The organism is Micromonospora sp. SL4-19, assembly GCF_047921475.1.
Taxonomy (GTDB): Bacteria; Actinomycetota; Actinomycetes; order Mycobacteriales; family Micromonosporaceae; genus Micromonospora.
This window is the reverse complement of sequence record NZ_JBLROB010000027.1, coordinates 38,903-63,367: the sequence shown is the minus strand read 5'-3', so window position 1 is coordinate 63,367 and position 24,465 is coordinate 38,903. Positions and strand designations below refer to the sequence as shown.

At 73.5% G+C, this 24,465-nt stretch carries 26 protein-coding genes; 10 read left to right on the top strand and 16 right to left on the bottom strand.

The genetic code is table 11. From position 1 onward, the window contains the following. The first annotated feature begins 59 nt into the window (after positions 1-59). Complete coding sequence (locus ACNAVT_RS25125; RefSeq protein ID WP_416299667.1) at positions 60-2,222, top strand: elongation factor G-like protein EF-G2; 2,163 nt, start codon at positions 60-62, stop codon at positions 2,220-2,222. 247 nt (positions 2,223-2,469) lie between these two features. Continuing rightward, positions 2,470-3,030, top strand: coding sequence for a hypothetical protein (locus ACNAVT_RS25120; RefSeq protein WP_416299666.1), 561 nt, complete (start codon positions 2,470-2,472; stop codon positions 3,028-3,030). 68 nt (positions 3,031-3,098) lie between these two features. Here ACNAVT_RS25120 and ACNAVT_RS25115 read toward each other — a convergent pair whose 3' ends face one another. The 3 genes from ACNAVT_RS25115 to ACNAVT_RS25105 all read right to left on the bottom strand — a co-directional run bounded on the left by ACNAVT_RS25115 (position 3,099) and on the right by ACNAVT_RS25105 (position 6,784). After that, positions 3,099-3,656, bottom strand: coding sequence for an HIT family protein (locus ACNAVT_RS25115; protein ID WP_416299665.1), 558 nt, complete (start codon positions 3,654-3,656; stop codon positions 3,099-3,101). A 39-nt stretch (positions 3,657-3,695) separates the two neighbouring features. Further along, on the bottom strand, positions 3,696-5,702 hold the full coding sequence (gene thrS, locus ACNAVT_RS25110; RefSeq protein WP_416299664.1) for a threonine--tRNA ligase: 2,007 nt from the start codon (positions 5,700-5,702) through the stop codon (positions 3,696-3,698). Positions 5,703-5,857: 155 nt separating this feature from the next. After that, entirely contained in the window at positions 5,858-6,784 is a 927-nt protein-coding gene (locus tag ACNAVT_RS25105) for an ADP-ribosylglycohydrolase family protein (protein WP_416299663.1), read from the bottom strand. 73 nt (positions 6,785-6,857) lie between these two features. Between ACNAVT_RS25105 and ACNAVT_RS25100 the strand changes: the two genes are divergently transcribed. Then, positions 6,858-7,547 (top strand): response regulator transcription factor, encoded by a 690-nt coding sequence (locus ACNAVT_RS25100; RefSeq protein ID WP_089155714.1) that lies wholly within the window; start codon positions 6,858-6,860, stop codon positions 7,545-7,547. A 29-nt stretch (positions 7,548-7,576) separates the two neighbouring features. After that, complete coding sequence (locus ACNAVT_RS25095) at positions 7,577-8,968, top strand: ATP-binding protein (protein WP_416299662.1); 1,392 nt, start codon at positions 7,577-7,579, stop codon at positions 8,966-8,968. 237 nt (positions 8,969-9,205) lie between these two features. On the opposite strand, the gene ACNAVT_RS25090 is transcribed toward ACNAVT_RS25095, so the two are convergent. Beyond that, positions 9,206-10,231 (bottom strand): adenosine deaminase, encoded by a 1,026-nt coding sequence (locus tag ACNAVT_RS25090; RefSeq protein ID WP_416299661.1) that lies wholly within the window; start codon positions 10,229-10,231, stop codon positions 9,206-9,208. Beyond that, complete coding sequence (locus ACNAVT_RS25085; RefSeq protein WP_416299660.1) at positions 10,228-11,022, bottom strand: trans-aconitate 2-methyltransferase; 795 nt, start codon at positions 11,020-11,022, stop codon at positions 10,228-10,230. The genes ACNAVT_RS25090 and ACNAVT_RS25085 overlap by 4 nt, the downstream gene beginning before the upstream one ends. An 82-nt stretch (positions 11,023-11,104) precedes the next feature. Between ACNAVT_RS25085 and ACNAVT_RS25080 the strand changes: the two genes are divergently transcribed. After that, positions 11,105-12,088 carry an aldo/keto reductase gene (locus ACNAVT_RS25080; RefSeq protein WP_416299659.1) on the top strand — a complete coding sequence of 328 codons (984 nt, stop codon included), beginning with the start codon at positions 11,105-11,107 and terminating at the stop codon, positions 12,086-12,088. A 91-nt stretch (positions 12,089-12,179) separates the two neighbouring features. Beyond that, a complete protein-coding gene (locus tag ACNAVT_RS25075; RefSeq protein WP_416299658.1) occupies positions 12,180-12,377 on the top strand; it encodes a hypothetical protein in 198 nt (65 codons plus the stop codon). 90 nt (positions 12,378-12,467) lie between these two features. On the opposite strand, the gene ACNAVT_RS25070 is transcribed toward ACNAVT_RS25075, so the two are convergent. The 7 genes from ACNAVT_RS25070 to ACNAVT_RS25040 form a co-directional block, all read right to left on the bottom strand. After that, on the bottom strand, positions 12,468-12,671 hold the full coding sequence (locus ACNAVT_RS25070; RefSeq protein ID WP_007075740.1) for a cold-shock protein: 204 nt from the start codon (positions 12,669-12,671) through the stop codon (positions 12,468-12,470). A gap of 277 nt (positions 12,672-12,948) precedes the next feature. Next, a complete protein-coding gene (locus ACNAVT_RS25065; RefSeq protein WP_416299657.1) occupies positions 12,949-13,221 on the bottom strand; it encodes a DUF4235 domain-containing protein in 273 nt (90 codons plus the stop codon). After that, complete coding sequence (locus ACNAVT_RS25060) at positions 13,218-13,604, bottom strand: DUF3618 domain-containing protein (RefSeq protein WP_416299656.1); 387 nt, start codon at positions 13,602-13,604, stop codon at positions 13,218-13,220. Before ACNAVT_RS25060 ends, ACNAVT_RS25065 begins: the two co-directional genes overlap by 4 nt. Then, on the bottom strand, positions 13,601-14,035 hold the full coding sequence (locus tag ACNAVT_RS25055; protein WP_416299655.1) for a phage holin family protein: 435 nt from the start codon (positions 14,033-14,035) through the stop codon (positions 13,601-13,603). The genes ACNAVT_RS25060 and ACNAVT_RS25055 overlap by 4 nt, the downstream gene beginning before the upstream one ends. Before the next feature lie 309 nt (positions 14,036-14,344). Continuing rightward, complete coding sequence (locus ACNAVT_RS25050) at positions 14,345-15,580, bottom strand: mechanosensitive ion channel family protein (protein ID WP_416299653.1); 1,236 nt, start codon at positions 15,578-15,580, stop codon at positions 14,345-14,347. 76 nt (positions 15,581-15,656) lie between these two features. Then, complete coding sequence (locus ACNAVT_RS25045) at positions 15,657-16,478, bottom strand: DUF1206 domain-containing protein (protein WP_416299651.1); 822 nt, start codon at positions 16,476-16,478, stop codon at positions 15,657-15,659. 63 nt (positions 16,479-16,541) lie between these two features. Further along, the gene (locus tag ACNAVT_RS25040; protein WP_416299650.1) at positions 16,542-16,907 is read right to left on the bottom strand and encodes a hypothetical protein; all 366 of its coding nucleotides are present in this window, start codon (positions 16,905-16,907) and stop codon (positions 16,542-16,544) included. 129 nt (positions 16,908-17,036) lie between these two features. Here ACNAVT_RS25040 and ACNAVT_RS25035 point away from each other — a divergent pair, with 129 nt between their 5' ends. After that, positions 17,037-17,324: a GNAT family N-acetyltransferase gene (locus tag ACNAVT_RS25035; protein WP_416299649.1), complete on the top strand. Its 288-nt coding sequence runs from the start codon at positions 17,037-17,039 to the stop codon at positions 17,322-17,324. Positions 17,325-17,357: 33 nt separating this feature from the next. On the opposite strand, the gene ACNAVT_RS25030 is transcribed toward ACNAVT_RS25035, so the two are convergent. Continuing rightward, a complete protein-coding gene (locus ACNAVT_RS25030) occupies positions 17,358-18,860 on the bottom strand; it encodes a glycoside hydrolase family 3 protein (protein WP_416299648.1) in 1,503 nt (500 codons plus the stop codon). A gap of 136 nt (positions 18,861-18,996) precedes the next feature. Between ACNAVT_RS25030 and ACNAVT_RS25025 the strand changes: the two genes are divergently transcribed. Both ACNAVT_RS25025 and ACNAVT_RS25020 read left to right on the top strand, forming a co-directional pair. Next, positions 18,997-19,119 carry a hypothetical protein gene (locus tag ACNAVT_RS25025; RefSeq protein ID WP_416299647.1) on the top strand — a complete coding sequence of 41 codons (123 nt, stop codon included), beginning with the start codon at positions 18,997-18,999 and terminating at the stop codon, positions 19,117-19,119. Between the two features lie 93 nt (positions 19,120-19,212). After that, positions 19,213-20,163, top strand: a complete 951-nt coding sequence (locus ACNAVT_RS25020) for a TIGR03557 family F420-dependent LLM class oxidoreductase (RefSeq protein ID WP_416299646.1) — start codon at positions 19,213-19,215, stop codon at positions 20,161-20,163. Positions 20,164-20,175: 12 nt separating this feature from the next. Here the strand turns inward: ACNAVT_RS25020 and ACNAVT_RS25015 are convergent, their stop codons facing one another. The 3 genes from ACNAVT_RS25015 to ACNAVT_RS25005 all read right to left on the bottom strand — a co-directional run bounded on the left by ACNAVT_RS25015 (position 20,176) and on the right by ACNAVT_RS25005 (position 22,653). Beyond that, the gene (locus ACNAVT_RS25015; RefSeq protein WP_416299645.1) at positions 20,176-20,715 is read right to left on the bottom strand and encodes a hypothetical protein; all 540 of its coding nucleotides are present in this window, start codon (positions 20,713-20,715) and stop codon (positions 20,176-20,178) included. Positions 20,716-21,146: 431 nt separating this feature from the next. Further along, positions 21,147-21,779, bottom strand: a complete 633-nt coding sequence (locus ACNAVT_RS25010; RefSeq protein WP_416299644.1) for a TetR/AcrR family transcriptional regulator — start codon at positions 21,777-21,779, stop codon at positions 21,147-21,149. Between the two features lie 31 nt (positions 21,780-21,810). Continuing rightward, a complete protein-coding gene (locus ACNAVT_RS25005) occupies positions 21,811-22,653 on the bottom strand; it encodes a class I SAM-dependent methyltransferase (RefSeq protein ID WP_416299643.1) in 843 nt (280 codons plus the stop codon). A gap of 126 nt (positions 22,654-22,779) precedes the next feature. Here ACNAVT_RS25005 and ACNAVT_RS25000 point away from each other — a divergent pair, with 126 nt between their 5' ends. After that, positions 22,780-24,411 (top strand): RecQ family ATP-dependent DNA helicase, encoded by a 1,632-nt coding sequence (locus ACNAVT_RS25000; RefSeq protein ID WP_416299642.1) that lies wholly within the window; start codon positions 22,780-22,782, stop codon positions 24,409-24,411. Positions 24,412-24,465 lie beyond the last annotated feature (54 nt).

Below are 24,465 nucleotides of genomic sequence, written 5' to 3'. Positions count from 1 at the left end.
CCGCTTCCCCGTCGCGCGCGGCGGTCGCCACCACCACCGGCTGAGGGAGGTGCGCCGCCATGGCGCAGAAAAATCAGGAGAAGGGTGTCACCGGCGGCGCGCCGGTGGTGACCGAGCCCGACAGGGTTCGCAACGTGGTGCTCGTCGGGCACTCCGGGGCGGGCAAGACCACCCTGGTCGAGGCGCTGCTGGCGGCCAGCGGCACGATCGGCCGCGCCGGCACCGTCACCGAGGGCACCACGGTCTGCGACCACGACCCCGCCGCCGTACGCCAGCAGCGCTCGGTGAGCCTGGCCTGCGCGCCGCTGCTGCACCAGGACGTCAAGGTCAACCTTCTGGACACCCCGGGCTACGGCGACTTCGTCGGCGAGCTGCGCGCCGGCCTGCGGGCCGCCGACGCGGCGCTGTTCGTGGTCTCCGCCGTCGACGGGATGGACGCGGCCACCGCCGCGCTCTGGGAGGAGTGCGCCGCGGTCGACATGCCGCGCGCGGTCGCGGTGGCCCGGCTGGACCACCCGCGCGCCGACTTCGACGAGGCGGTGGCCCTCTGCCAGCGGGTCTTCGGCGACAACGTGCTCCCGCTCTACCTGCCGATGCTCGGCGACGACGGCGAGTCCGTCGCCGGGCTGATGGGGTTGATCACCCGGCGGGTCTTCGACTACTCCAACGGGCTGCCGGCCGCCGTGCGCGAGCCGGACCCCGAGCACCTGCCCGCCATCCTGGAGGCGCGCAACGAGCTCATCGAGGGGATCATCGCGGAGAGCGAGGACGAGACCCTGATGGACCGCTACCTCGGCGGCGAGGAGATCGACACCGAGGTACTCATCACCGACCTGGAGAAGGCGGTCGCCCGAGGCCATTTCTACCCGGTGGTGCCGGTCTGCGCGGAGACCGGCGTCGGCCTGGACGTGCTGCTCCACGGCCTGGTGTCGGCGTTCCCCTCGCCGTTGGAGCACGACCTCCCGGCGGTCACCGGCGTGGACGGCTCGCCCCGACCGCCGCTGGGCTGCGACCCGGACGGCCCGCTGGTGGCCGAGGTGGTCAAGACGACCGTCGACCGGCACGTCGGGCGGGTGTCCCTGGTCCGGGTCTTCTCCGGCACGCTCCGCCCCGACCAGGTGATCCACGTGTCGGGGCACGGCATGACCGAGCGCGGCCACCCCGACCACGACGCCGACGAGCGGGTCGGCCACCTCTACAGTCCGCTCGGCGCGACGCTGCGCGAGGTGACCAGCGCGGTCGCCGGAGACATCTGCGCGATCACCAAATCGGGCAGCGCGGAGACCGGCGACACCATCTCCGCCAAGGAGGAGCCGCTGCTCATCGCCCCCTGGGAGATGCCGGAGCCGCTGCTGCCCGTGGCCATCGTGGCGAAGAGCCGGGCCGACGAGGACGCCCTGGCCCGCAACCTGGCCCGGCTGGTCGCCGGCGACCCGACGCTGCGGCTCGACCGCAACGCCGAGACCCACCAGCTGGTGCTCTGGTGCATGGGCGAGGCGCACGCCGACGTGGTGCTCGACCGACTGCGCGCGGGCGGGGTGGAGCTGGACACCGAGCCGGTCCGGGTGTCGCTGCGCGAGACGTTCACCGTCGGCGCGAAGGGGCACGGCCGGCACGTCAAGCAGTCCGGCGGCCACGGCCAGTACGCCGTCTGCGACATCGAGGTGGAGCCGCTGCCCCGCGGCACCGGCTTCGAGTTCGTGGACAGGGTCGTCGGCGGAGCGGTCCCGCACAACTACATCCCGTCGGTGGAGAAGGGCGTCCGGGCGCAGATGGAGCGCGGCCTCGTCGCCGGCCACCCGGTGGTGGACCTGCGGGTGACCCTCTTCGACGGCAAGGCGCACAGCGTCGACTCCTCCGATGCGGCGTTCCAGACCGCGGGCGCCCTCGCGCTGCGCGACGCCGCCGAGAAGGGCCAGCCCGCGTTGCTGGAGCCGGTCGACGAGGTGACCGTCCGGGTGCCCGACTCGTCGGTCGGCGCGGTGATGGGCGATCTCTCCGGCCGGCGTGGTCGGGTGCTCGGCACCGAGCCCGACCCGGACGCCGAGGGGCGCACGCTGGTCCGCGCCGAGGTGCCCGCCACCGAACTGCTCCGGTACGCGGTCGAGCTGCGCTCGATGACCGCCGGCACCGGGACGTTCCGCCGCGAGTTCGCCCGCCACGAGCCGATGCCCGCCCACCTCGCCGAGCAGGTCCGCAAGGAACACGCCACCCGCTCCTGATCCCTCCCCTTTGAGGGGGCCGATTCAGGGAAAGAGTGGTCTCCGCGGCCCCGGAGGCCACTCTTTGCGTGTCTTTTCGTGAATCTGCGCGGATCTTGGGGAGGGGCGGCTTCCCGTCACCTCACGGACACTCGAAGGGAAGGACGCACGATGCGTGCTCCCGGGGGCGCGAGTGGTGGGCGGGCCGGCCGGAGCCGTCGGCCGTGTGTCGATCACGGCGGAGAAGTACTCGAGGCGGCGGAGGACGATGAGCACCACGGCGGACGAGATCCAACGAGCGACCGAGGTACGACCGGTGCCCCCCTGGGTGGCGCCCACCTTCGTGGTGCTCGCCCTGATCACCCTGCCCTGGGCCGTGTACCTCGCGCTGACCCTGCCCCGGCACGCCGTGACCACGCACTACCGGGCGGCCTGGGTCGGGTTCGACCTCGGCCTGGCGGCGCTGCTCGGGCTGACCGGGTGGTACGCGTACCGGGGCGACCGGCGGGTGGTGCTGGCCGCCACCGCCACCGCCACCATGCTGGTGGTGGATGCCTGGTTCGACGTGATCACCACCGCGGCCGGACGGGACCTGGTCATGTCGGTGCTGCTGGCCGCACTGGTCGAGCTGCCACTCGCCGGGGTCTGCCTGTGGATCGCCCGGCACGGTGACCAGATGGTGGCGCGACGGCTGCGCCAGCTCGCCGTCCGCGCCCAGCTCGCAACCGACCGGGCTGATGCAGCCCAGCCCGCGACCGACCCGGCCGACCCGGCCCAGCCCGTGACCGACCGGGCCGGCGCGGCCCAGCCCGCGACCGACCCGGGCTGACCCGGCCCGGCGGACCGCCGTGGCCGCTCGCCGGCGCGCGCGGGTGGACCCGGGCTCGTCGCCCGAGGTCAGGCCGGCCAGGCCTTGGCGAGCAGGTCCCGGGTGTCGGCGAGCAGCTGCGGCAGCACCTTCGTCCGGCCGATGACCGGCATGAAGTTGGCGTCCCCGCCCCAGCGCGGCACCACATGCTGGTGCAGGTGGGCGGCGATTCCCGCGCCGGCCACACCACCCTGGTTCATGCCCAGGTTGAAGCCGTGCGCGTTGGAGACCCGACGGACCACCCGCATGGCGTCCTGGGTGAACGCCGCCAGCTCGGCGGTCTCCGGGACGTCCAGCTCGGTGTAGTCGGCCACGTGCCGGTACGGGCAGACCAGCAGATGCCCCGGGTTGTACGGGTAGAGGTTGAGCACCACGAAGACGTGCTCGCCCCGGGCGACGACCAGGCTCTCGTCCGGGGGCAGGCCGGGGGCCAGGCAGAACGGGCAGCCGGTGGGCTTCTCGTAGCCGCCCTCGGGCCGGTCCTCCCCGGAGATGTAGGTCATCCGGTGCGGGGTCCAGAGCCGTTCCAGCCCGTCCGTCAGTCCGTTGTCGGTGCCGCTGTCGAAGTGCCGATCCGCCCCAGTCACGCCGCCGATCCTACGGTCACCGCATCCGGGGCCACGCCGTCAGCTGTCGGCCGACGGCCCCGCGTTGGACCGCGAGCTGACCACGTCCAGGACGTGGGCGACCGCCTCGGCCATCGGTACGCCGTTGCGCTGCGACCCGTCCCGGTACCGGAACGACACCGTGCCGGCGGCCACGTCGTCGTCACCGGCGATCACCATGAACGGGATCTTCTGCTGCTGGGCGGTACGGATCTTCTTCTGCATCCGGTCGTCGCCGGCGTCCACCTGGGCCCGGATCCCCTCGGCCCGCAGCGCCGCGACGAAGCCGCGCAGGTAGTCGGTGTGGTCCTCGCGAATCGGGATGCCGACCACCTGCACCGGCGCGAGCCAGGCCGGGAACGCGCCCGCGTAGTGCTCGGTGAGCACGCCGAAGAAGCGCTCGATCGAGCCGAAGAGCGCCCGGTGGATCATCACGGGCTGCTGGCGGGTGCCGTCGGCTGCCTGGTACTCCAGCCCGAACCGGGCCGGCTGGTTGAAGTCGACCTGGATGGTCGACATCTGCCAGGTCCGGCCGATGGCGTCCTTGGCCTGCACCGAGATCTTCGGCCCGTAGAAGGCCGCGCCACCCGGGTCCGGGACCAGGTCCAGGCCGGACGACTCGGCGGCGGTACGCAGCGCCTCCGTGGCCTCCGCCCAGTCCTCGTCCGAGCCGATGAACTTCGGCGAGTCGTCTCGGGTGGACAGCTCCAGGTAGAAGTCGTCCAGGCCGTAGTCGCGCAGCAGGTCGAGCACGAAGCTGAGCAGGTTGGTCAGCTCGCCCGGCATCTGCTCGCGGGTGCAGTAGATGTGCGAGTCGTCCTGGGTCAGGCCGCGGACCCGGGTCAGGCCGTGCACCACGCCGGACTTCTCGTACCGGTAGACCGTGCCGAACTCGAACAGCCGCAGCGGCAGTTCCCGGTACGACCGCCCGCGCGCCTTGAAGATCAGGTTGTGCATCGGGCAGTTCATGGCCTTGAGGTAGTACTCCGCGCCCTCCAGCTGCATGGGCGGGAACATCGTGTCGGCGTAGTAGGGCAGGTGGCCCGAGGTCTCGAAGAGCTGCGCCTTGGTGATGTGCGGGGAGTTGACGAACTCGTACCCCGCGGCCTCGTGCCGGCGCCGCGAGTAGTTCTCCATCTCCCGGCGGATGATCCCGCCCTTGGGGTGGAAGACCGCCAGACCCGAGCCGATCTCGTCCGGGAAGCTGAACAGGTCGAGGTCCGCGCCCAGCTTGCGGTGGTCGCGCCGGGCCGCCTCCTCCAGCAGCTTCAGGTACGCCTTCAGCTCGTCCCGGGTCGGCCACGCCGTGCCGTACACCCGCTGCAGCTGCGGGTTCTTCTCCGACCCCCGCCAGTACGCGGCGGCCGAGCGCATCAGCTTGAACGCGCCGATCAGCCGGGTGTTCGGCAGGTGCGGGCCGCGGCACAGATCCGACCAGCAGACCTTGTCCTCATTCGCGGCGAGGTTGTCGTAGATGGTCAGCTCGCCGCCGCCCACCTCCATCACCTGGGAGGAGTCGAGCCCCTCCCCCTTGACGTCGATCAGCTCGAGCTTGAACGGCTCGGCGGCCAGTTCGGTCTTCGCCTCGTCCAGGCTGGCGAACCGGCGCCGGCGGAACCGCTGGCCGGACTTGATGATCTCCTGCATCCGCTTCTCGAGCTTGGCCAGGTCGTCCGGCTGGAACGGCTTGTCGACCTGGAAGTCGTAGTAGAAGCCGTTCTCGATCGGCGGGCCGATGCCGAGCTTCGCCTCGGGAAAGACGTCCTGCACGGCCTGGGCCAGCACGTGCGCGGTGGAGTGGCGCAGCACGTTGAGCCCGTCCGGCGAGTCGATGGTGACCGGCTCGACGCTGGTCTCCTCGGCCGGCTTCCAGTCCAGGTCGCGCAGCTGGCCCTGCGGGTCGCGGACCACCACGACGGCCCTCGGGCCGCTGGTGGGCAGCCCGGCCGCGACCACCGCGTCGGCCGCCGTCGTCCCGGCGGCGACGACGACGGGGTCGGCCACGGCGGGGGTACGGGGTGCGGACACGGTGACTCCTGTCGTCGACGGTGATCGGATCTGCCGGGTACCGGCCCCTGCGATGCTATCGGTCGCCTTTTCCGCACCGTCGGCGACGCCGCGCTGTCCCGAACGCGCGTTTCCGGACGTACGCGAGCCTGCGGGACCGGGGGCGGGACGGGGGCTCAGGCGTGGGCGGGGAGCCAGTGCGGCAACGGCTCGCGGGCGGCGAGCCAGCCGTCGGGCACCCCGCCCGGCGTGCCGACGCCGGTGTACGCGGCGACCACCCCGCCGACGATGGCCGCCGTGGTGTCCACGTCCCCGCCCGCCTCGACGCAGACGCGGATCGCGGCCGGGTAGTCGTCGAGGTGGGTGGCGGCGACCCAGAGGGTGAACGGGACGGTGTCCTGCGCGGTCACCCGCGAGCCGTTGCCGAGCGCGTCGGCGACCGCACCGGCCGGATGGCCGAGCAGCGCGGCGGCCCGGCGTACGCCCAGGTGCAGCTCGCCGCCCGGATCCAGGGCACCGGCCACCGCGCCGAGCAGCCGGGCCGGGTCGGGTCGGCCCCCGTCCAGCCGGGCCCGGGCGGCGAGCGAGGCGGCCACCGCCACCGCGACCGCACCGGCGATCCCCTCCGGGTGGGCGTGGGTCACCTCGGCGGAGGCGCGGGCCTGGTCGGCCGCACGCCGGATCGAGTCGGCGTACCAGGCGCCCAGCGGGGCGACCCGCATGGCGGCGCCGTTGCCGCAGGAGCCCTGCCCGTCGAACGCGGACGCGGCGGCCACCGGCCACGGCGTACCGGCGCGGATCAACTCCAGCAGTTCGACGGCACCGGCCCCGTAGCGACGGGCGGGGTCGTAGCGGTCGGCGAAGGTGCTGGCCAGGCGGTCTCGATCGATCTCCCCGGACTCGGTCAGGACGGCCACGACCGAGCAGGCCATCTCGGTGTCGTCGCTCCACGCCCAGGGGCCGGGAGGAAGATCGTCGCGCCAGGGCGCGGTCGGCCGGCCCGGGACGAAGAACTGCGCGCCGAGGGCGTCGCCGACCGACAGGCCGGCGAGACTGTCGCGGGCGAGCGTGAGGCGGGTGTCGGGGAAGAGGGTGAACGTCATCGTCGTCCCAGCTTGCCCGGTTCCCCGATGCGCCGCAACGCGATCAACTTGCCACGCCGAGTACGGTCTTGACGTGGCAACCGTCCTCCTGGTCGAAGACGACCACGTCGTACGCGGCGCGATGCTGCGTTCCCTCACGGACCGGGGACATGCCGTGCACGCCGTCGGTACCGCGCTGGACGCGCTGCGCCGGGTCGCCGCCGAGACCCCCGACCTGGTCGTGCTCGACCTCGGCCTGCCGGATCTGGACGGCTCTGACGCGCTGCGGATGCTGCGCGGGATCACCGATGTGCCGATCATCATCGCCACCGCGCGCGACGACGAACAGTCGGTGGTGCGACTGTTGCGGGCGGGCGCCGACGACTACATGGTCAAGCCGTTCACCGGCGCCCACCTGGACGCCCGGATCACCACCGTGCTGCGCCGGGCGGGCCGGGCCAGCCGTACGGTGCAGCCGGCGGTGCACACCGTCGGCGGCCTGCGGGTCGACGTGGGCGAGCGCAGCGCGGTGCTGGACGGGGAGCCGCTGGCGCTGACCCGCAAGGAATTCGACCTGCTGGCATATCTCGCGGCCCGCCCCGGCCGGGTAGTGTCCCGGCGGGAACTCTTGGAGGAGGTATGGCGGCAGCCGTCGGTCGGCGAGGACCAGACAATCGACGTTCACCTCTACTGGCTGCGCCGCAAAATGGGCGAGTCCGCGGCGAAGCCGCGCTACCTGCGCACCGTGCGGGGGGTCGGCTTCCGGCTGGTGGCACCGGACTGAGGGCCGCGCTGGCCTGGCTCACGGCCGGCATGTGCGGCCTCGTCGCGCTCGCCTTCCTCGTCCCGCTCGGGCTCACCCTGGGCAACCAGGCGCGCGACGAGAAGCTGGCCGACGCGGCCCGGCGCAGTGCCCTGGTCACCGGGGCGCTCGCGGTCAGCACCGACCCCGAGGTCGTCCAGCGCGCGGTCGCGGCCACCGACGACGACCCGGCGCTGCGGCCGGTCGTACACGGCATCGGCGGTGACGAGTCCGGCGGCCGTGCCGACGCGGCGGCGCTGGCCCGGGCCGGTGCCGAACGGCGCTCGGCGGTCACCGACGTGCCGGGCGGGGTGCTCCGGTTGGACCCGGTGGTGCTCGGCGACAAGGTCGCCGTGGTGGAGGTCTTCGTCCCCGACCAGGTGCTCGACGAGGGCTCGGGCGGGCGGTGGCTGCTGCTGCTCGCGGTGGCGGCGGCGCTGGTCGGGGCCGCGGTGATCGTGGTCGACCGGGTCGCCGCGCGCGCGGTCGACGCCACCGGCGAGCTGGTCGAGGCGGCACTCGCCGTCGGCGACGGCGACCTCGGCGTACGGGTCGAGCCGACCGGCCCGCGGGAGCTGGCCGAGGCCGGCCACGCGTTCAACCGGATGGCGGAGCGGTTCGTCGCGCTCCGCGCCGACGAGCGGGAACTCGTCGCGGACCTGTCCCACCGGCTGCGCACCCCGCTGACCGCGTTGCGGCTGGATGCCGAGGCGCTGGAGTCCGACGACACCAGCATCGGGGCGTTCAGCGCGGCGGAACTGGACCGCCGGCGCGGCATCCGGCGGATCCGCCAGGCCATCGCCACGCTGGAGGGCGAGGTCGACCAGCTGATCAAGACCACCCGCAAGACCGTCGGCCAGGAAACCGGCCCGGCCACCTGCGATGTGAGCGAGGTGGTCCGGGACCGGATGGTCTTCTGGTCGGCACTGGCCGGCGACCAGAACCGGCCGCACCGGGTCGTCGGGGCACAGTTGCGCGTCCCGGCGCCGGTGCCCCGGGCCGAGTTGGCCGCCGCGCTCGACGCGGTGATCGGCAACGTCTTCCGCTACACCCCGCAGGGCACCGCGTTCGAGGTGGCGGTCAGCCGGCGGGACGGCTGGGTGGCGCTCCGCATCGACGACGCCGGCCCGGGCATCGCCGACCCGGACCGAGCGCTGCGCCGGGGCGCCAGCGACCAGGGTTCCACCGGGTTGGGGCTGGACATCGCTCGGCGGGTCGCGTTGCAGGCCAACGGGTCGGTCAGCATCGACCGGGCCGGGCTCGGCGGGGCGAGTGTGGTGATGCTGCTGGCCGACCCGGAGGCGACGCCCCGGCAGGTCAACCGGTTCGGGCTGGTCGGCCGGATGGCGCGGGACGCCCGGGAGCAGAAGACCGGCGGCCGCCGCTGGCCGCGCCCCCGCTGAGCGCCCTCCCCCTCGGTGGCTGTGGGCCAGCGCAAGTCTTCCTTAGATGTGGCTTAACGACGGCCGCGAGACCGCGGCGGGCTGTCACGATCAGGGCCGAACCCATCAGTTCCACCGGCCGGAACGCCCCGCATCACCTTCGGTCGGTGGAGCCACGACGCGCGGCGGGAGCCTCGGTCCCCCACACCTCACTCCCGCCGCGCGTCACTCTCCCCAGGCCGGTTCCGGCTCGTCCGGTCAGCGTGGCGCCGTCGCCAGGTAGGCGTCGATCTCGCCGCTGATCCGGGCCTTCTCCACCGGCTCCAGGAACGAGGCCGTGACGGCAGCGCGGGCCAGCGCGGCCAGCCCGTCCGGTCCGATCCCCAGCAGCCGGGCGGCGACCGCGTACTCGTCGTTGAGGGTGGTGCCGAACATCGGCGGGTCGTCGGAGTTGATGGTGACCAGCAGCCCGGCCTCCACGAGCTGCCGCAGCGGGTGCTCGTCGAGGGTCGCCACCGCCCGGGTGCGGACGTTGGAGGTAGGGCAGACCTCCAGCGCGATCTGCCGCTCGGCCAGGTGGGTGAGCAGCTCCGGATCGAGCGCGGCAGAGATCCCGTGCCCGATCCGCTCCGCGCCCAGCTCCCGCAGCGCGTCCCAGACCGTCTCCGGGCCGGTGGTCTCGCCGGCGTGCGGCACCGAGCGCAGCCCGGCGGCCCGGACCTGGTCGAAGTACGGCTTGAACTGCGGCCGCGGCACCCCGATCTCGGGGCCGCCCAGGCCGAAGCTGATCAGCCCGTCCGGCCGCTCGTCCAGGGCGATCCGCAGGGTCTCCTCGGCGGCCGGCAGCCCCGCCTCACCGGGAATGTCGAAGCACCAGCGCAGCGCGATGCCGAAGTCGGCCTCGGCCCGCTTACGGGCGTCCTCGATCGCCTCGCAGAACGCGGGCGCCGGGATGCCCCGGTGCACGTGCGAGTACGGCGTGACGGTCAGCTCGGCGTAACGGACCTGCTGGCGGGCCAGCTCCCGGGCCACCTCGTGGGTGAGGATCCAGACGTCCTCCGGATCACGGATCAGGTCCACCACGCTGAGGTAGACCTCGACGAAGTGGGCGAAGTCGCGGAACGCGAAGTAGTCGGCGAGCCGTTCCGGATCGGCCGGGACGGGGCTGCGGCCCTCGTGCCGGGCGGCCAGTTCGGCGACGATCCGGGGCGAGGCGGAGCCGACGTGGTGTACGTGCAGCTCCACCTTGGGCAGTCCGGCGATGAAGGCGGACAGGTCGGTCACAGGTTCTCCTCTGCGCGGGCGCCGGTGCGGGCCACCACGAAGATCCGGCGGAACGGAAAGTACACCTGACCCTGCCGCACCGGATACGCCTGTGCGAGCCGTACCCCCAACTCGTTGCGGAAGTCGGTCCAGCCGGCGGCGTCCAGCGTGGCCCGGACCGGGCGCAGCGCCGTCCCCTCCATCCAGGCCAGCACCGGGTGGTCCGCGCCGTCGGCGGCCGGAAGCAGGTGCACGTAGGTAGTCTCCCAGGCGTCGACCGCGCAACCGGCGTCGACCAGCAGCGCGGCGTAGTCGACCGGGTCGTCGACGGGCGCCTCGCGCAGCAGCGGGGCGATGCTGTCCCGCCACCGGTCACCGCCGGCGACCTCGCGCAACGCCCGGTGCGACGGGGCGGCGAAGTTGCCGGGCACCTGGAAGGCGAGCCACGCGCCCGCCGGCAGCGCGGCGGCCCAGCGGGTGAGCAGCTCCTGGTGGTCGGGCACCCACTGGAGCACCGCGTTGCAGACCACCACGTCCACGTCCGGCTCCGGGCGCCAGGACCGTACGTCGCCGACGGCGAAGGTGACCGGGGTGTCCAACGCGCCCGCCCGGGCGATCATCTCCGGCGAGGAGTCGATCCCGTTCACCCGGGCCTGCGGCCACCGCTCGGTCAGGGTGGCGGTGAGGGTGCCGGGGCCGCAGCCGAGGTCGGCCACGGCTCGCGGGCGCTGGGCGGGGACCCGGGCGACCAGGTCGTGGAAGGGCCGGGAGCGCTCGTCGCCGTAGCGCAGGTAGGTGGTCGGATCCCACATGGCATTCTCCAAACCGTACGTACGTCTTGCTAACCGTACGACCCGACGTGGGCGCAGGCAAGCGGATCACTAGGCTGCCCGGATGGAACAGCGCAACTTCGACCGGCTCGGCCGGCACGTCGGCACTATCGGACTCGGCGCCTGGCAACTCGGCGCCGACTGGGGCGAGGTCAGCGAGAGCGAGGCCATGGAGGTCCTCGCCGCCGCCGTGGACGCCGGCGTCACCTTCCTGGACACCGCCGACGTGTACGGCGACGGCCGCAGCGAGACGCTCATCGGCCGGTTCCTGCGCGACCGTCCCGGGCACGGGCTGACCGTCGCGACCAAGATGGGCCGACGGGTGCCGCAGACGCCCGAGGTGTACACCCTGGACAACTTCCGGGCCTGGACCGACCGCTCCCGGGCCAACCTCGGCGTGGACACCCTCGACCTGGTGCAGCTGCACTGCCCGCCGACCGCGGTCTTCGCCGACGACCGGGTGTTCGACGCCCTGGACACCCTGGTCGCCGAGCAGCGGATCGCCGGGTACGGGGTCAGCGTCGAGACCTGCGACCAGGCGCTCACCGCCATCGCGCGTCCCGGCGTGGCCAGTGTCCAGATCATCCTCAACGCGGTCCGGCACAAGCCCCTCGACAAGGTGCTGCCCGCGGCGTCGGCGGCCGGCGTCGGCATCATCGCCCGGGTGCCGCTGGCCAGCGGCCTGCTCTCCGGCCGGTACGACGAGCACACCACGTTCCCGGCGAACGACCACCGGAACTTCAACCGGTACGGGGAGTCCTTCGACGTCGGCGAGACCTTCTCCGGCGTCGACTACGACCTCGGCCTGGCCGCCGTCCGCCGGCTCGCGCCGCTGGTCGGCGACGGCCGGACGATGGCCCAGTTCGCGCTCCGCTGGATCCTCGACCAGCCCGGCGTCACCGTGGTCATCCCCGGCGCCCGTACCGCGGAGCAGGCCCGGCGCAACGCCGCCGCGGCCGACCTGCCACCGCTGAGCGAGGCGGAGCTGACCGCCGTCCGCGAGACCTACGACGAGCTGATCCGGCCGCAGGTGCACGACCGGTGGTGACCCGGCCCCGCGGTCCCGTCGGCGCGGCGTCACCGCCCGCCGGCGGTCGCGGGCATGCTGGAGTCCGGCGCGCGTCGGCGGAGGGGGAACGATGAGGGGCTGGTTCCGGCTCACCCTGGGGTTGCTGGCCGTCGTGCTGGGTGCGGTCTGGACCGTGCAGGGGCTGGGCTACGGGAGTGGCAGCGTGATGACCGACCAGCGGATCTGGGCGGTCATCGGCCCGGTCGTCGTCCTGATCGGACTGGTCACGCTCTGGTACGGCCTGCGGGCCCGACGCCGACGCGGCTGAACTCGGGAACCGTCCACAAAGCGGAAAGCCCCGCCTCCCGGAAACGGGACGCGGGGCTAGGTGCCGGCCGGCGCGGCCGACACTCCGTGCTCAGATGGGGCGGACCTGCTCGGCCTGCGGACCCTTCTGACCCTGGGCGATCTCGAACTCCACCCGCTGGTTCTCCTCCAGCGTGCGGTAGCCGCTGGTCTGGATGGCCGAGAAGTGGACGAACACGTCAGCACCCCCGCCGTCGACGGTGATGAAGCCGAAGCCCTTGTCAGCGTTGAACCACTTCACGGTTCCCTGCGCCATGTGTATCTCCTTCTAAAACTGGCGGCCGTGCACGCCGTGCGGCCGATTGGCCGTTTTCGAGCAGCGGCGCTTGAGGCGGCCCCCGGCAAGGAGACTTCTCTCAACCCACGCGTCTCTCAACAGCGTGAGAAAGCAAACCACGTACGCAAAAACTCTGCACAGCCTACCCGACGAAATTCTCCGACATGTGACCTGACGGATGCGACGGGGTCCACTGGCCGGGCCGGGCAGGCCATGCGAAAGGCCCCTTCCCTCAGGGGAAGGGGCCGTGTGCGGATCAGTCGGGCCAGTGTCCGGTGAGCCGACGTACGCCGATTGCTCCGCCCCGGTCCACGGCGGCCCGGACGACCGCGAAGATCGCCCCCTGCAACGCCGCGGCGGCCAGGATCTCGCCCCAACGCCGCTGCTCGTCGGTGGCGCTGGGCGCTTCCCCGTCGCCCGCCGTGATCCTCCAGACCTGCCGGAAGATGACGCCGGCAACCGTACCGGCGGCCAGGCCGAGCAACACTCCGACCGGCTTGTACGCGGCCTTGCCGACCCTGTTGCTCACATGCGCCTCCTCCGGACGATCAACAGCACCACCACGGTCGCCACCGCACCGGCCGCGACGGCCGCCCACCCCAGCTGGTCGCGTCGGGGAGCGCCCTGCTTCTCCTGCGCCCGCGCCCGCGCGAGCCGCGCCTTCCCGGCCGCCTGCTCCCGGGCGAACCGGGCCTTCCCCGTCGCCTGCCCGCGCACCCGGCCCATGGTGTGGGCGGCCTGCTCGAGCATCCGCCCCTTCGCCTGCGCGGCGGACTCCCGCAGCCGGGCCTTGACATCGGCCCGGGCGGCCAGCAGTTCCATCGTCTCACCCAGCTCGACCCGGGTCCGGCGGATCTCCTCGCGGAGCACCTCCACGTCCCCGGTCCCGTTGCCGGTCCCGTTGCCGGTCATCCCCGCCTCCCGTCCTTGACGGCGGCGGCGACGGTGTCGACGTCCGCCCGTACGCTGCGGACCGTCGCCTCCGGCAACGGCGGGACGGCACGGCTGACCTGCTGCTTGCCGACCAGCGCGAGGATCCCGGCGAGCAGGAAGAGCGCCACCGACACGATCAGGGCGCTCAGCCAGGCGGGCAGCACCAGCGCCAGCGCCAGGATCACCGTGGCGACCATCGCGCCGGCGCCGAAGAAAGCCATCACCCCGCCGCCGCCGAACAGGCCGATCCCGATCCCCGCGTGCTTGCCCTTGCGGGTCAGTTCCGCCCGGGCCAGCGCCAACTCGTCCCGTACCAGGCGGGTGACCTGCTCGGCGGCCCGCTGCACCAGTTCGGCGGTGGACGGCTCGCTCCCGGTGCGGGATGTGCTGCGATTCGTGACGTCAGCCATGCTGTCCTCCTTTCGTCATCACCGCGCTGTATGCCCGGAGTCGCCGACCGTCAACCCTGCGCGGAGCGGCCGGCCGACCCGGCCGCGCACCACCGGACGCCCGGCCGCCGGAGGCGAACCGAAACCGGGGCGTGCAGCAGATCCCCCGAAATGGGCGGAACAAACGCACCGGGCGTGAATGGCCCGCGACCGCGACGGCGACACGCCGACCGGGTCCGACGGGTACGCCCGGGTCGAGGGCCACGACCGGAGGACGCACGGAGCCTTCGGCGCCACGGGAGCGGCCGGGAGCTCCGGGGTGGCCGGGCGTCAGCGGCGGGCGTCGGCGGGGTCGTGCCGGCCGACAAGGACCTCGCCGCGGACCTCGCCGTCGTCGCTGCCGCCGAAGGCCTCGCTGCGGGCGTCGCCGTCGTCACTGCCGCCGAAGACCCGCGCGTCGTCGGGGACCTCGGTGTCCGGCCGCCGGCGGGCCGGCCGGCGGGGCTGCACCGCCTGCCACGGCAGCGGGGCCGAGGCGTCGCCCACCTCGGCGCGCATCCGGGGTAGCGCGGTCGGCCGCTGGTCGCGGACCCAGGCCACCAGGTGCTCGCGGACCAGGCAGCGCAGGTCCCAGAGGCTCCCGGCGTCGGCGGCGCTGACCAGGGCCCGGACCTTGATCATGCCACCGGTCGCATCGGTCACCTGCAGCACGCAGACCCGGCCGTCCCACAGCTCGGTGCCCTCGCAGAGCCGGCGCAGCTCCTCCCGCATCGCCTGCACCGGAATCGCCCAGTCCAGATCGAACTCGGCGGTGCCGAGGACCGCCGCCTCGGTGCGGGTCCAGTTCTGAAACGGGGTGCTGGTGAAGTACGAGGTCGGCAGGATCAGCCGGCGGTCGTCCCAGATCTGCACCACCACGTAGCTGAGGGTCAGCTCCTCGATCCGTCCCCACTCCCCCTCGACCACGACCACGTCGTCGAGGCGTACCGCGTCGCTGAATGCCAGCTGGAGGCCGGCGAAGACGTTGCCCAGGAGGCTCTGCGCGGCGAGAGCGGCGACCACACCGACCACACCGGCGCTGGTCAGCACGCCCGCGCCGAGGCCCCGTACGGCGGGAAAGGTCATCAGCATCACGCCGACGGCGAGCACCACGGTCACCGCGATGGTCAGCCGGCGCAGCAGCACCACCTGGGTACGCACCCGGCGGGCGTGCCGGTTGTTCGGCACGTCCACCCGGAACCGGGCCAGCGCGGTGTCCTCCAGCGCCACCAGCAGCGCGGCGAGCAGCCAGGCGGTCGCGGCGATCACCGCCAGCACCAGGAGGTGCAGGAGGACCTGCCGCCCGGGGCTGCCGATCGCGTACAGGGTGGTGAACCGGACGGCGAACTGCACGGCGAGCACGGTCGCGGCCACCTGGATCGGGCGGTGCACGTGCGCGGCGAGCTCGGTCATCAGCAGCGAGCGCCGGCCGAGCCGCCGGGTCGCCCGGTGCACCACCTCGACGAGCAGCAGGGCGACCGCCGCCGCGGCCAGCGCGGCGACGGCCGTACCGAGGTAGCTCTGCACGGACTTGCTCTCCCTCCGGTCGGGCGGGGTCGGACAAAGGCCCCATGGTGCCCGACGGTTCCGGTATCGACCAGGATCAGACGCGTCGATACCGGGACTGGAGGAAGCAGTAGACGCCGAACGCGGCGATCCCGAGCGCCATCACCGTCAACAGCGCCGCCCCGTACGACTGGTCGCGCAGCGTCCGCAGGGCCGCGTCCAGGCCGCGCGCCTTCTCCGGGTCGTACCGCACGGCGGCCACGACGATCAGCAGGCCGGCGACGGCGAAGACCACGCCACGGGCGACATACCCGGCCATGCCGAGGCGGCGGGCCAGGGTGCGCGTCCGCGGGGTCATCGCGGCGGTCTTGAGGTTCTTCTCGAACTTCTTCCTGAAGCCGTAGATGACCATGCCGATGCCGACGGCGGCGAGCACCAGGCCGGCCAGCCCGACCAGCCACCGGCCGCCGGTGGCGGCCATCAGCTTCGCGGAGAGCGCTTCCTGCTGGTCGGCCGCGTTGGCGCTGGCGTCCTGGAACACCTTGATCGCGGTCCAGCCGAGCCAGACGAAGACGACCGTGCGCACGACGGAGGCGAGCCGCTCGAAGAGCCGGTCCCGGCCGGTGAGGCCACGGTGGCCGACGGCCGCCTCGAACGCCTGCCAGACGGCCATGGCGAACAGCCCGATCGCGGTCGTGACCAGCAGGAACCCACCGAGCGGCTGGGCGCCCAGGGTACGCAGCGCGCCGTTCTGGTTGCCCTCCTCACCGGAGTGGCCGAAGGCGATCTGCAGCGCGAGCCAGGCGAAGAGGAGGTGCACGATCCCGTAGCCGACGAATCCGGCCCGGGTCAGCAGTTCGAGCCACCTGCTGTTCGCGGCCTGGACGGCGGCGGCTCCGGCGTTCCGGGTGAGTGACATGGCGGCACATTCTCCCGACGCGGGGCTTTCCAAACGTCGGCCGCCGCCGCACCGACCCGCGGCTCAGCCGTTCGGGTTGCGGGCCACCCGGATCACCACCTGCTGGTCGGTGAGGCTGTCCAGGGTCACCTGGAGGCCGCCGACCTCGGTGGCCTGCTGACCGACGGTGAGCGAGAGCTGCTCCCCGGCCACCTCCACGGTGACCTGGTCGGCCTGGGCGCCGACCAGCTTCGCCTCGACACCGAGGATGCTGGCGCGGGCTTCGACGCCGCGGTCGAAGGTGACCGTGCAGTTGTCCAGGCCGCAGTCGGTGGAAGCGCCCTCCGAGCTGCAGCCGGCCAGCAGCGCGACGCCGAGCGCGAGGCCGGCCAGCAGGCCGGCAGCCCGGCGGGTGGGGGTCAGCGCGGGGGAAGCGTGTCGGTTCGTCACCCGGCCAAGGGTACGAGACAGCGGCGGCGCGGCCCGGGCCGGCGGCTACCACGACAACACCGTCGAGGAGGTGGACCGGTTGCTGGCCGAACTCGACCGGTTGGTCGACGGCGGGTAGAGAATGGACCGGTGAGCTTCCTGGTCGAGGAGAACCCCGCCAAGCACCGCTTCGAGATCCTGGTCGACGACGCGCTGGCCGGGGTCACCGCGTACCTGCCGCGCGGCGAGGTACTCGTCTTCACGCACACCGAGGTGGACGAGCGCTTCCAGAACATGGGCGTGGGCGCGGCACTGATCCGGGGCACCCTGGACCAGATCCGCGAGCGCGGTGGCCAGGTGGTGCCGAAGTGCCCCTTCATGGCCGCGTTCATCGAGCGCCACCCCGAATACGCCGACCTGGTGATCGCGCAGGCGTGAACCGTCCCGGCGGGCCCCGTGGCCCCGCCGGGATCAGCGCGTGCCGGTGAGGAGTTCGGCGGCGGCGTACGCGGTCGCCCGGGTGGCGCCGTGGGTGGCCACGTGGACCGCACCGGTGACCAGCACGGGAACGCCCAGCTCGACCACCACCGCGTCCGGGCGGGCCGCGAGGGCCCGGGCCACCGCGTCGCGCATCCAGTCGTGCCGGTGCAGGTCCCGCACCACCAGCACCAGCGGGCGGCCGACGGCCGCGGCGGCCGGGTCGGCGTGGGCCTCGCCCTCGGCGTACCGGGTGGTGGTGGTGCCGGGGGCGAGCTCGGCCAGGGGGGCGGCGATCCCCCACGGAGTCTCCGCGCCGATCGCGATGTTGTGCGGCGGGGCGAACTCCACGACGTGCGCCGGTCCGGCCAGCGGCAGCAGACCGGCCCGGCCGCTGACCACCCGCAGTGCCCGGCGGGCGGCGGCCAGCCCGATCGGCGAGCCGGCACCCCGGCCGTTGCCGTCCGCCTGACCGGCGCGGGCGGCGGCGGTCCAGGCGGCGAGCTGGCCGACCCGCTTCGCCGCCTCGGCCAGCCGCTCCTCCGGCAGCACCCCGGCGAGGACCGCCGCGACGATGGCGTCACGCAGCTCCACCGCGTCCGCCTCGGTGGCCCGCTCCCCGCCCACGCAGATCGCGTCCGCCCCGGCGGCGAGGGCGCGGACCGCCGCCCCGGGGAAGCCGTACCGGTCGGTGACCGCCCGCATCTCCACCGCGTCGGACACCACCACCCCGTGGAAGCCCAGCTCGTCGCGGAGCACGCCGCCGAGGATGCGGGGACTGAGCGTGGCCGGCAGCTCCGGGTCCAGCGCCGGCACCAGCAGGTGCCCGGTCATCACCGCCTGCACCCCGGCGGCCACCGCGGCCCGGAACGGGGCCAGCTCGACCGCGGCCAGCCGGGCCCGGTCGCCGGCGATGAGCGGCAGGTCGTGGTGGGAGTCGACCCGGGTGTCCCCGTGGCCGGGAAAGTGCTTGGCGCAGGCGGCCACCCCGCCGGCCTGGAGTCCGCGCACCCAGGCGGCGGTGTGCCGGGCCACCAGGGCCGGGTCGGCACCGAACGAGCGGACCCCGATGACCGGATTGGCCGGGTTGGAGTTGACGTCGGCGTCCGGGGCGTAGTTGAGGGTGACGCCCAGGGCGGCCAGCTCGGCGCCCAGGTCGCGGGCGACCTCCTCGGTCAGGCCTTCGTCGTCGACGGCGCCGAGGGCGAAGTTGCCGGGTCGCGAGCTCCCCCGGGCGGACTCGATCCGGGTGACGTCGCCGGCCTCCTCGTCGATCGCGACGATCACGTCGGGACGTTCGGCCCGCAGCGACGCGGTGAGCGCGGCGACCTGGTCGTGGTCGACCACGTTGCGGGCGAAGAGGACCACCGAACCGAGCCCCTCGCCGAGCCACCGGCGGACCCAGGGCGGCGGGGTGGTGCCGACGAACCCGGGTTGCAGGACGGCGGCGGCGAGTGCCGCCAGGCCTCCGGTCGCTCCCACGATCCGCTCGCTCATGCGCTGTCGTACCCCCGTCTTCCCACGGCCCGCCGCCCCGGCGGTGCTGCCATGGTCACACCAACGTCCGGTAATAGTCAACATTCCTAACTGTTAGCGCCTGGCGTACCCGGACGACCCGTGCGAGAGTGCGACCATGCACTCCGCGCTGCTCGCCGACGCCACCACCGCCGCGGACATCCCCGGCGTTCGCCTGCTCGGCCTCGTGGTCGGCGGCCTGTTCCTGCTGCTCGCGATCCGCGCGATGTTCCGCCGCTGATCGCGGGCCGCGGCGTTCGGCCGCGACCGTCCCGGGTACGGCTGTCGGTGTCCGGGCACGCGCCCGGCCCACGGACCCGGGCGAGGGGGAACGATGAAGATCGGCTATTTCCTGTCCAGCGAGGAGTACACCCCGGCGGAACTGCTGGCGCAGGCCCGCGGCGCCGAGCGGGCCGGCTTCGAGGCACTGTGGATCTCCGACCACTACCACCCCTGGGTCGACGCACAGGGCCAGAGCGCCTTCGCCTGGTCGACCATCGGCGCGCTCAGCCAGGTCTGCGGGCTGCCGGTGACCACCGCGGTCACCTGTCCCACCGTTCGCCTCCACCCCGCGGTGATCGCCCAGGCCGCGGCCACCAGCGCGGTCCTGCACGACGGCCGGTTCGTGCTCGGGGTGGGCACCGGGGAGGCACTGAACGAACACATCTTCGGCGACGCCTGGCCGCCGACCGACGTCCGGCTGGAGATGCTGACGGAGGCGGTCGAGGTGATCCGCGCGTTGTGGACCGGCGACGTCGTCAACCACCGCGGGAAGCACTACACCGTCCAGCAGGCCCGGATCTACACCCGGCCCGACACGCCACCACCGATCTACGTCTCCGGCTTCGGCCCGAAGTCGATCGACCTGGCCGCCCGGATCGGCGACGGATACATCAACACCAAACCGAGCGCCGACATGGTCCGCCGGTTCCGGGACAACGGCGGCGGCGACAAACCGTGCCAGGCCGGGTTCAAGGCGGCGTACGCGGACACCGAGGACGAGGGCGTGCGGATCGCGTACGAGAAGTGGCCGAACGCCGGCCTGCCCGGCGAACTGTCCCAGGTGCTCGCGTCACCGCACCTCTTCGACCAGCTCGCGAAGCTGGTGCCGCCGGAGCGGATCAGGCAGAAGTTCGTCTGCGGCGACAGCGCGGACGCCCACCTGGAGATGGTCGACAAGTACGCCAAGGCCGGCTACGACGAGGTCTACGTGACCAACAGCGGGCCCCACTGGCAGGGCCTGCTCGACCTCTACCAGCGCGAGGTGCTGCCCCGGCTGCGCTGACCGGCGCCGGCCTCAGCCGAGACCGAGCGCCCGGCGCAGCCGCTCGTCGCCGGCCGGGGTGCCGAGCCCGGTCCGCTCCTCGGGGTGGTCGACGTAGAAGCGCAGCACGTCTGTCAGGAACCACGGCTGCACCGACAGCCAGCTGAGCATGAGCTGGGGCGCGGCCGCCGGGCTCAGCACCAGACCGCGACGTTCGACGAGCTCGGGCCGGGCCACCCGGAGCCGCAGGGTGCCCGCGGACGCCTGGCGCACCGGCGTACCGGGGGCCATGGCCTCCCAGGGGATCCACCGCCGGCCGATCGCCTCCCGGACCTCGACCCCGGCCGGGGTGAGATCGATCCGGGGGCGACCGTCGAGGACCGCCACCACGAAACCTATGACCAGCAGCAGCGAGAGCGCCGCCAGCGCCGCCGTGACACCGGCCAACGAGTAACGGACGCCGGTGGGCGCCTCCGGATCCCGAAACAGGTCGGCCACCGGGGACGGGGTGATCGCGCCGAGGAGCAGAATCTGCCCGACGACGAACCGACCGAAGGCCGGGCCGGCGGGCACCCGCAGCCGGCCCGGCCCCCCCCGTGACCAGCCGGGCCGGCCGACGCCACGCCGCCCGCTGGCTCAGCAGGACGGACACGAGCACCAGCAGGGCCAGCGGGAATGGCGCCATTCCCAGCGCAAAGTAGACGGGCCAGGGCAGACCGCCGACCAGCATGAGCACCACCCGCGCGACCGAGAACAGCAGCGCGGCGACGATCGCCACGCGAGGGCCGCGGGTGCTCGGTGGGGCGGGCACGACAGACGGGGCCGGGGCGGTCGGCGAGGGCATGCCGAGATGATGGCGCACCGGGTCAACCGGCGGTGGCCAGGACCGCCCCGATCGGGGCGAGCGCGAAGGCGGCGAGCGGCCCGGTCGTCCCCGGCCCACCGCTGACCCGGGCGACGCCCGCCCCGGTCCGTGCCTGCGGTCGAGGCGGCGCTGTCGCCGTTCAGTCGCGCGGCAGGACGCCGTGCAGCAGCGTGTCGACCAGGACGTCCACCAGCTCGGGCGAGGGCTCCGGCGGCGGGCCGGACGGGTCGAGCAGCCGGCCGAGGACCAGGTCGTGACAGACCCCGACGACCAGGGTGGCAACCGCCTCCGGGCTGGCGCCCGAGCTCACCCGGCCGAGCCGCTGCTCCTCGCGGACGTAACCGGCGAGGTTCGCCCGCAGGCCGTGGCCGCCGGCGAGCGGGGCGGGCAGGTCGCCGAGGCGGGCCAGCAGTTTCGGCTGGGTGGTCAGCCCGGCGAAGGCCGGCAGGATCGCCGTGTGCAACGCCAGCGCCCGCTCCAGATACGCGCGCAGGTTCGCCGCGACCGTCCCGTCGCCCGGTCGCGGCGGTGCCCCCTCCTGCCCCGCCTCGACCGCGCGGACGTGGGCGTGCAGCGCGTACGCGAGCAACTCCTCCTTGTCGGCGAAGTGGTTGTAGAGCACCCCGTCGGCGACCTCCGCCTCGCGGGCGATCTCCCGGACGGTGAGCCCGGCGACGCCACGCCGGGCGACGAGACGGCCGGCGGCGGCGATCAGGTGCTCCCGCAGGCTCTGCTCGCCGTCGCGCAGCGCCGCCGCTCGTCTCGGTGCCATGACCCGGCATCCTAGGGCCGGTCGCCGGCGGTCAGCCGGGGCGCCGGGCGGTGACCAACCAGGCCGCGCCACGCAGGCGTACGCCCTCGGGCCCCTCGTACGGGCGCATGGCCTCGACCAGCGCGGCCCGGACCCGCTCGGTGACCGCCGGGTCGAGGGGTCCGAGCTGGTGTCGGATCGGCCCCCAGTCGGCGAGGAAGCCGCCCGCGTCCGCCGCGTCCCGCCCCCAGATCCCCGCCTCCTGCCGGCCGACGCACGCCACGTCGACGAAGCCGGCGTCGGTGAGCACGTGGCGGACGAATTCCGGATCGGCGAACGAGAGCGGCTCGCCCGCGGCGGTGCCGTCGGTGCCGGCCGGCGGTAGGTGCGCGGCGAGCGGCGCGAGCACCGCACCGAGGTCGCCCACGTGCGGACGGTCGAGGCAGACGAAGGCGAGGCGGCCGCCCGGGCGCAGCGCCCGACCGATGTTGGCGAACGCGGCGACCGGGTCGGCGAAGAACATCACCCCGAACCGGCTGAGCGCGACGTCGAAACCACCGGGCGGGAAGGAGTGCACCTGGGCGTCGTGCCGGACGAACTCGACGTTGTCCACGCCCTCCTCGACCGCCGACGCCGTGGCCCGCGCCAGCATCGGCGCGGACAGGTCGACCCCGACGGCGCGGCCGGTGGCGCCGGAGCGCCGGGCGGCCAGGCGGGTCAGCTGGCCGTTGCCACAGCCGATGTCGAGCACCCGGTCACCCGGCTCGACCGCGGCGAGCAGCACGTCGTTGAAGCCGCTGTTGATCGCGTCGTACCGCGCCTGGTGCGCCGCCCAGTGCCTCCCCTCGTAACCGTTCCAGGCCTGCTCCTGGTGCGTGTTCCGGACCGTCTCCATCCGACCTCCTGTGAACGGCTGTTCATGAACGTATGTTCAGAATGGCCGATGGATGAGCGCCCGTCAATGCCGTGGGTGGGCCGGCCCGGTTTCGGTGGTGATCGCCGGGGGTACCTGCGGCCACTGATGAGACTGTCCACGCACTCGACGACGTTGCGCCGCGCGGCGCGGAGCCTCTTCGGCTGGACCGCGCTGCGGCCCAACCAACTGGCCGCCATGCGCGCGGTGATGAAGCGACGCGACGCGCTGGTGGTGCTGCCCACCGGCGGCGGCAAGTCGGCGATCTACCAGATCCCGGCCAGCCTGATCCCCGGGCCCACGGTGGTCGTCTCCCCGCTGCTCGCCCTCCAGCAGGACCAGATCGCGGCGCTCAACGAACGGCGGCGCCCCGAACTGCGGGCGGTCCGGATCAGCTCCGACGAGAGCGCGGCCCAGCAGGCCGGGGCGATCGAGGAGATCCGCCGGGGGCGGGCCGAGTTCCTGTTCATCACCCCCGAGGCGCTGAGCAACCCGGACCGGATGGCGGAGGTCCGCTCGCTCGGACCAGGTCTCGTCGCGATCGACGAGGCGCACTGCATCTCCGCCTGGGGACACGACTTCCGCCCCGACTACCTGGCGCTCGGGCACCTGATCGAGGGCATCGGCCGCCCACCGGTGGTAGCCCTGACCGCCACCGCCTCCCCGCCGGTACGCGACGACATCGTCGCCCGGCTGCGGCTGCGGGACCCCGAGGTGGTGGTCTCCGGGCTGGACCGGCCCAACCTCTTCCTCGAGGTGGCGCACTGCCCGACGGACGACTACCGGTGGCGGCGACTGGTCGCCCTGCTCCGCGACGACGAGCGGCCCGGCATCACCTACGTGCCCACCCGCCGGGCGGCCGAGGAGCTGGCGCGACGGCTGACCGACGCGGGCTTCCCGGCGCAGTACTACCACGGCGGCATGCCGACCGCCGCGCGCCACGAACTGCACAAGGCGTTTCTCGCCGACCAGGTGCCGATCATGGTGGCGACGTCGGCGTTCGGCATGGGCATCGACAAGCCGAACATCGCCTGGGTGGTGCACATGGCGCTGCCCGACTCCCCGGACAGCTACTTCCAGGAGATCGGCCGCGCCGGCCGGGACGGGGCGCCGGCCCGGGTGCTGCTGCTGTGGCGGTCCGAGGACATCGGCCTCCAGCGATACTTCAGCGGCGGCCTGCCCGACGAGAAGGAACTGCGGGAACTCGCCGCGCTGCTGCGCGGACAGGTCCGCACCAGAAGGGGGTTGCGCGAGCTGACCGGGCTCGGCCCCCGCAAGCTCGGCCAGTACCTGTCCCTGTTGGAGCAGGTGGACGCCGCGCAGCCCCGCGCCGGCCAGCGCGTCGGCGCCCCCCGGTACGCCCCGCAGGCCGCCGAGTCCGGCCGGGCCGCGCTCGCCGAGGCGGAACGGCAGCAGACCGTCACCCGGTCGCGTACCGACATGATGCGCGCCTTCGCGGAGACCACCGGCTGCCGGGGACAGGCGCTGCTGGCGTACTTCGGGGAGCGGATGAGCGAGGTCTGCGGCCACTGCGACAACTGCCACACGGGCACCAGCGTGGCCGGCGACGGGACGGTCGGGCCGTTCCCGGTGCACAGCCAGGTGCGGCACCCGGAATGGGGCGCCGGCCTGGTGCTGAGCTATGAGGAGGATCGGATGACGGTGCTCTTCGACGAGGTGGGCTACAAGACGCTGTCCGTGCGCGTGGTGTCCGAACAGGGCCTGTTGACACTGGACTAGCCTGACCCGGGCACCGACGCGGTGCCCGTGGACAACGACGACCAGGGCGAAAGG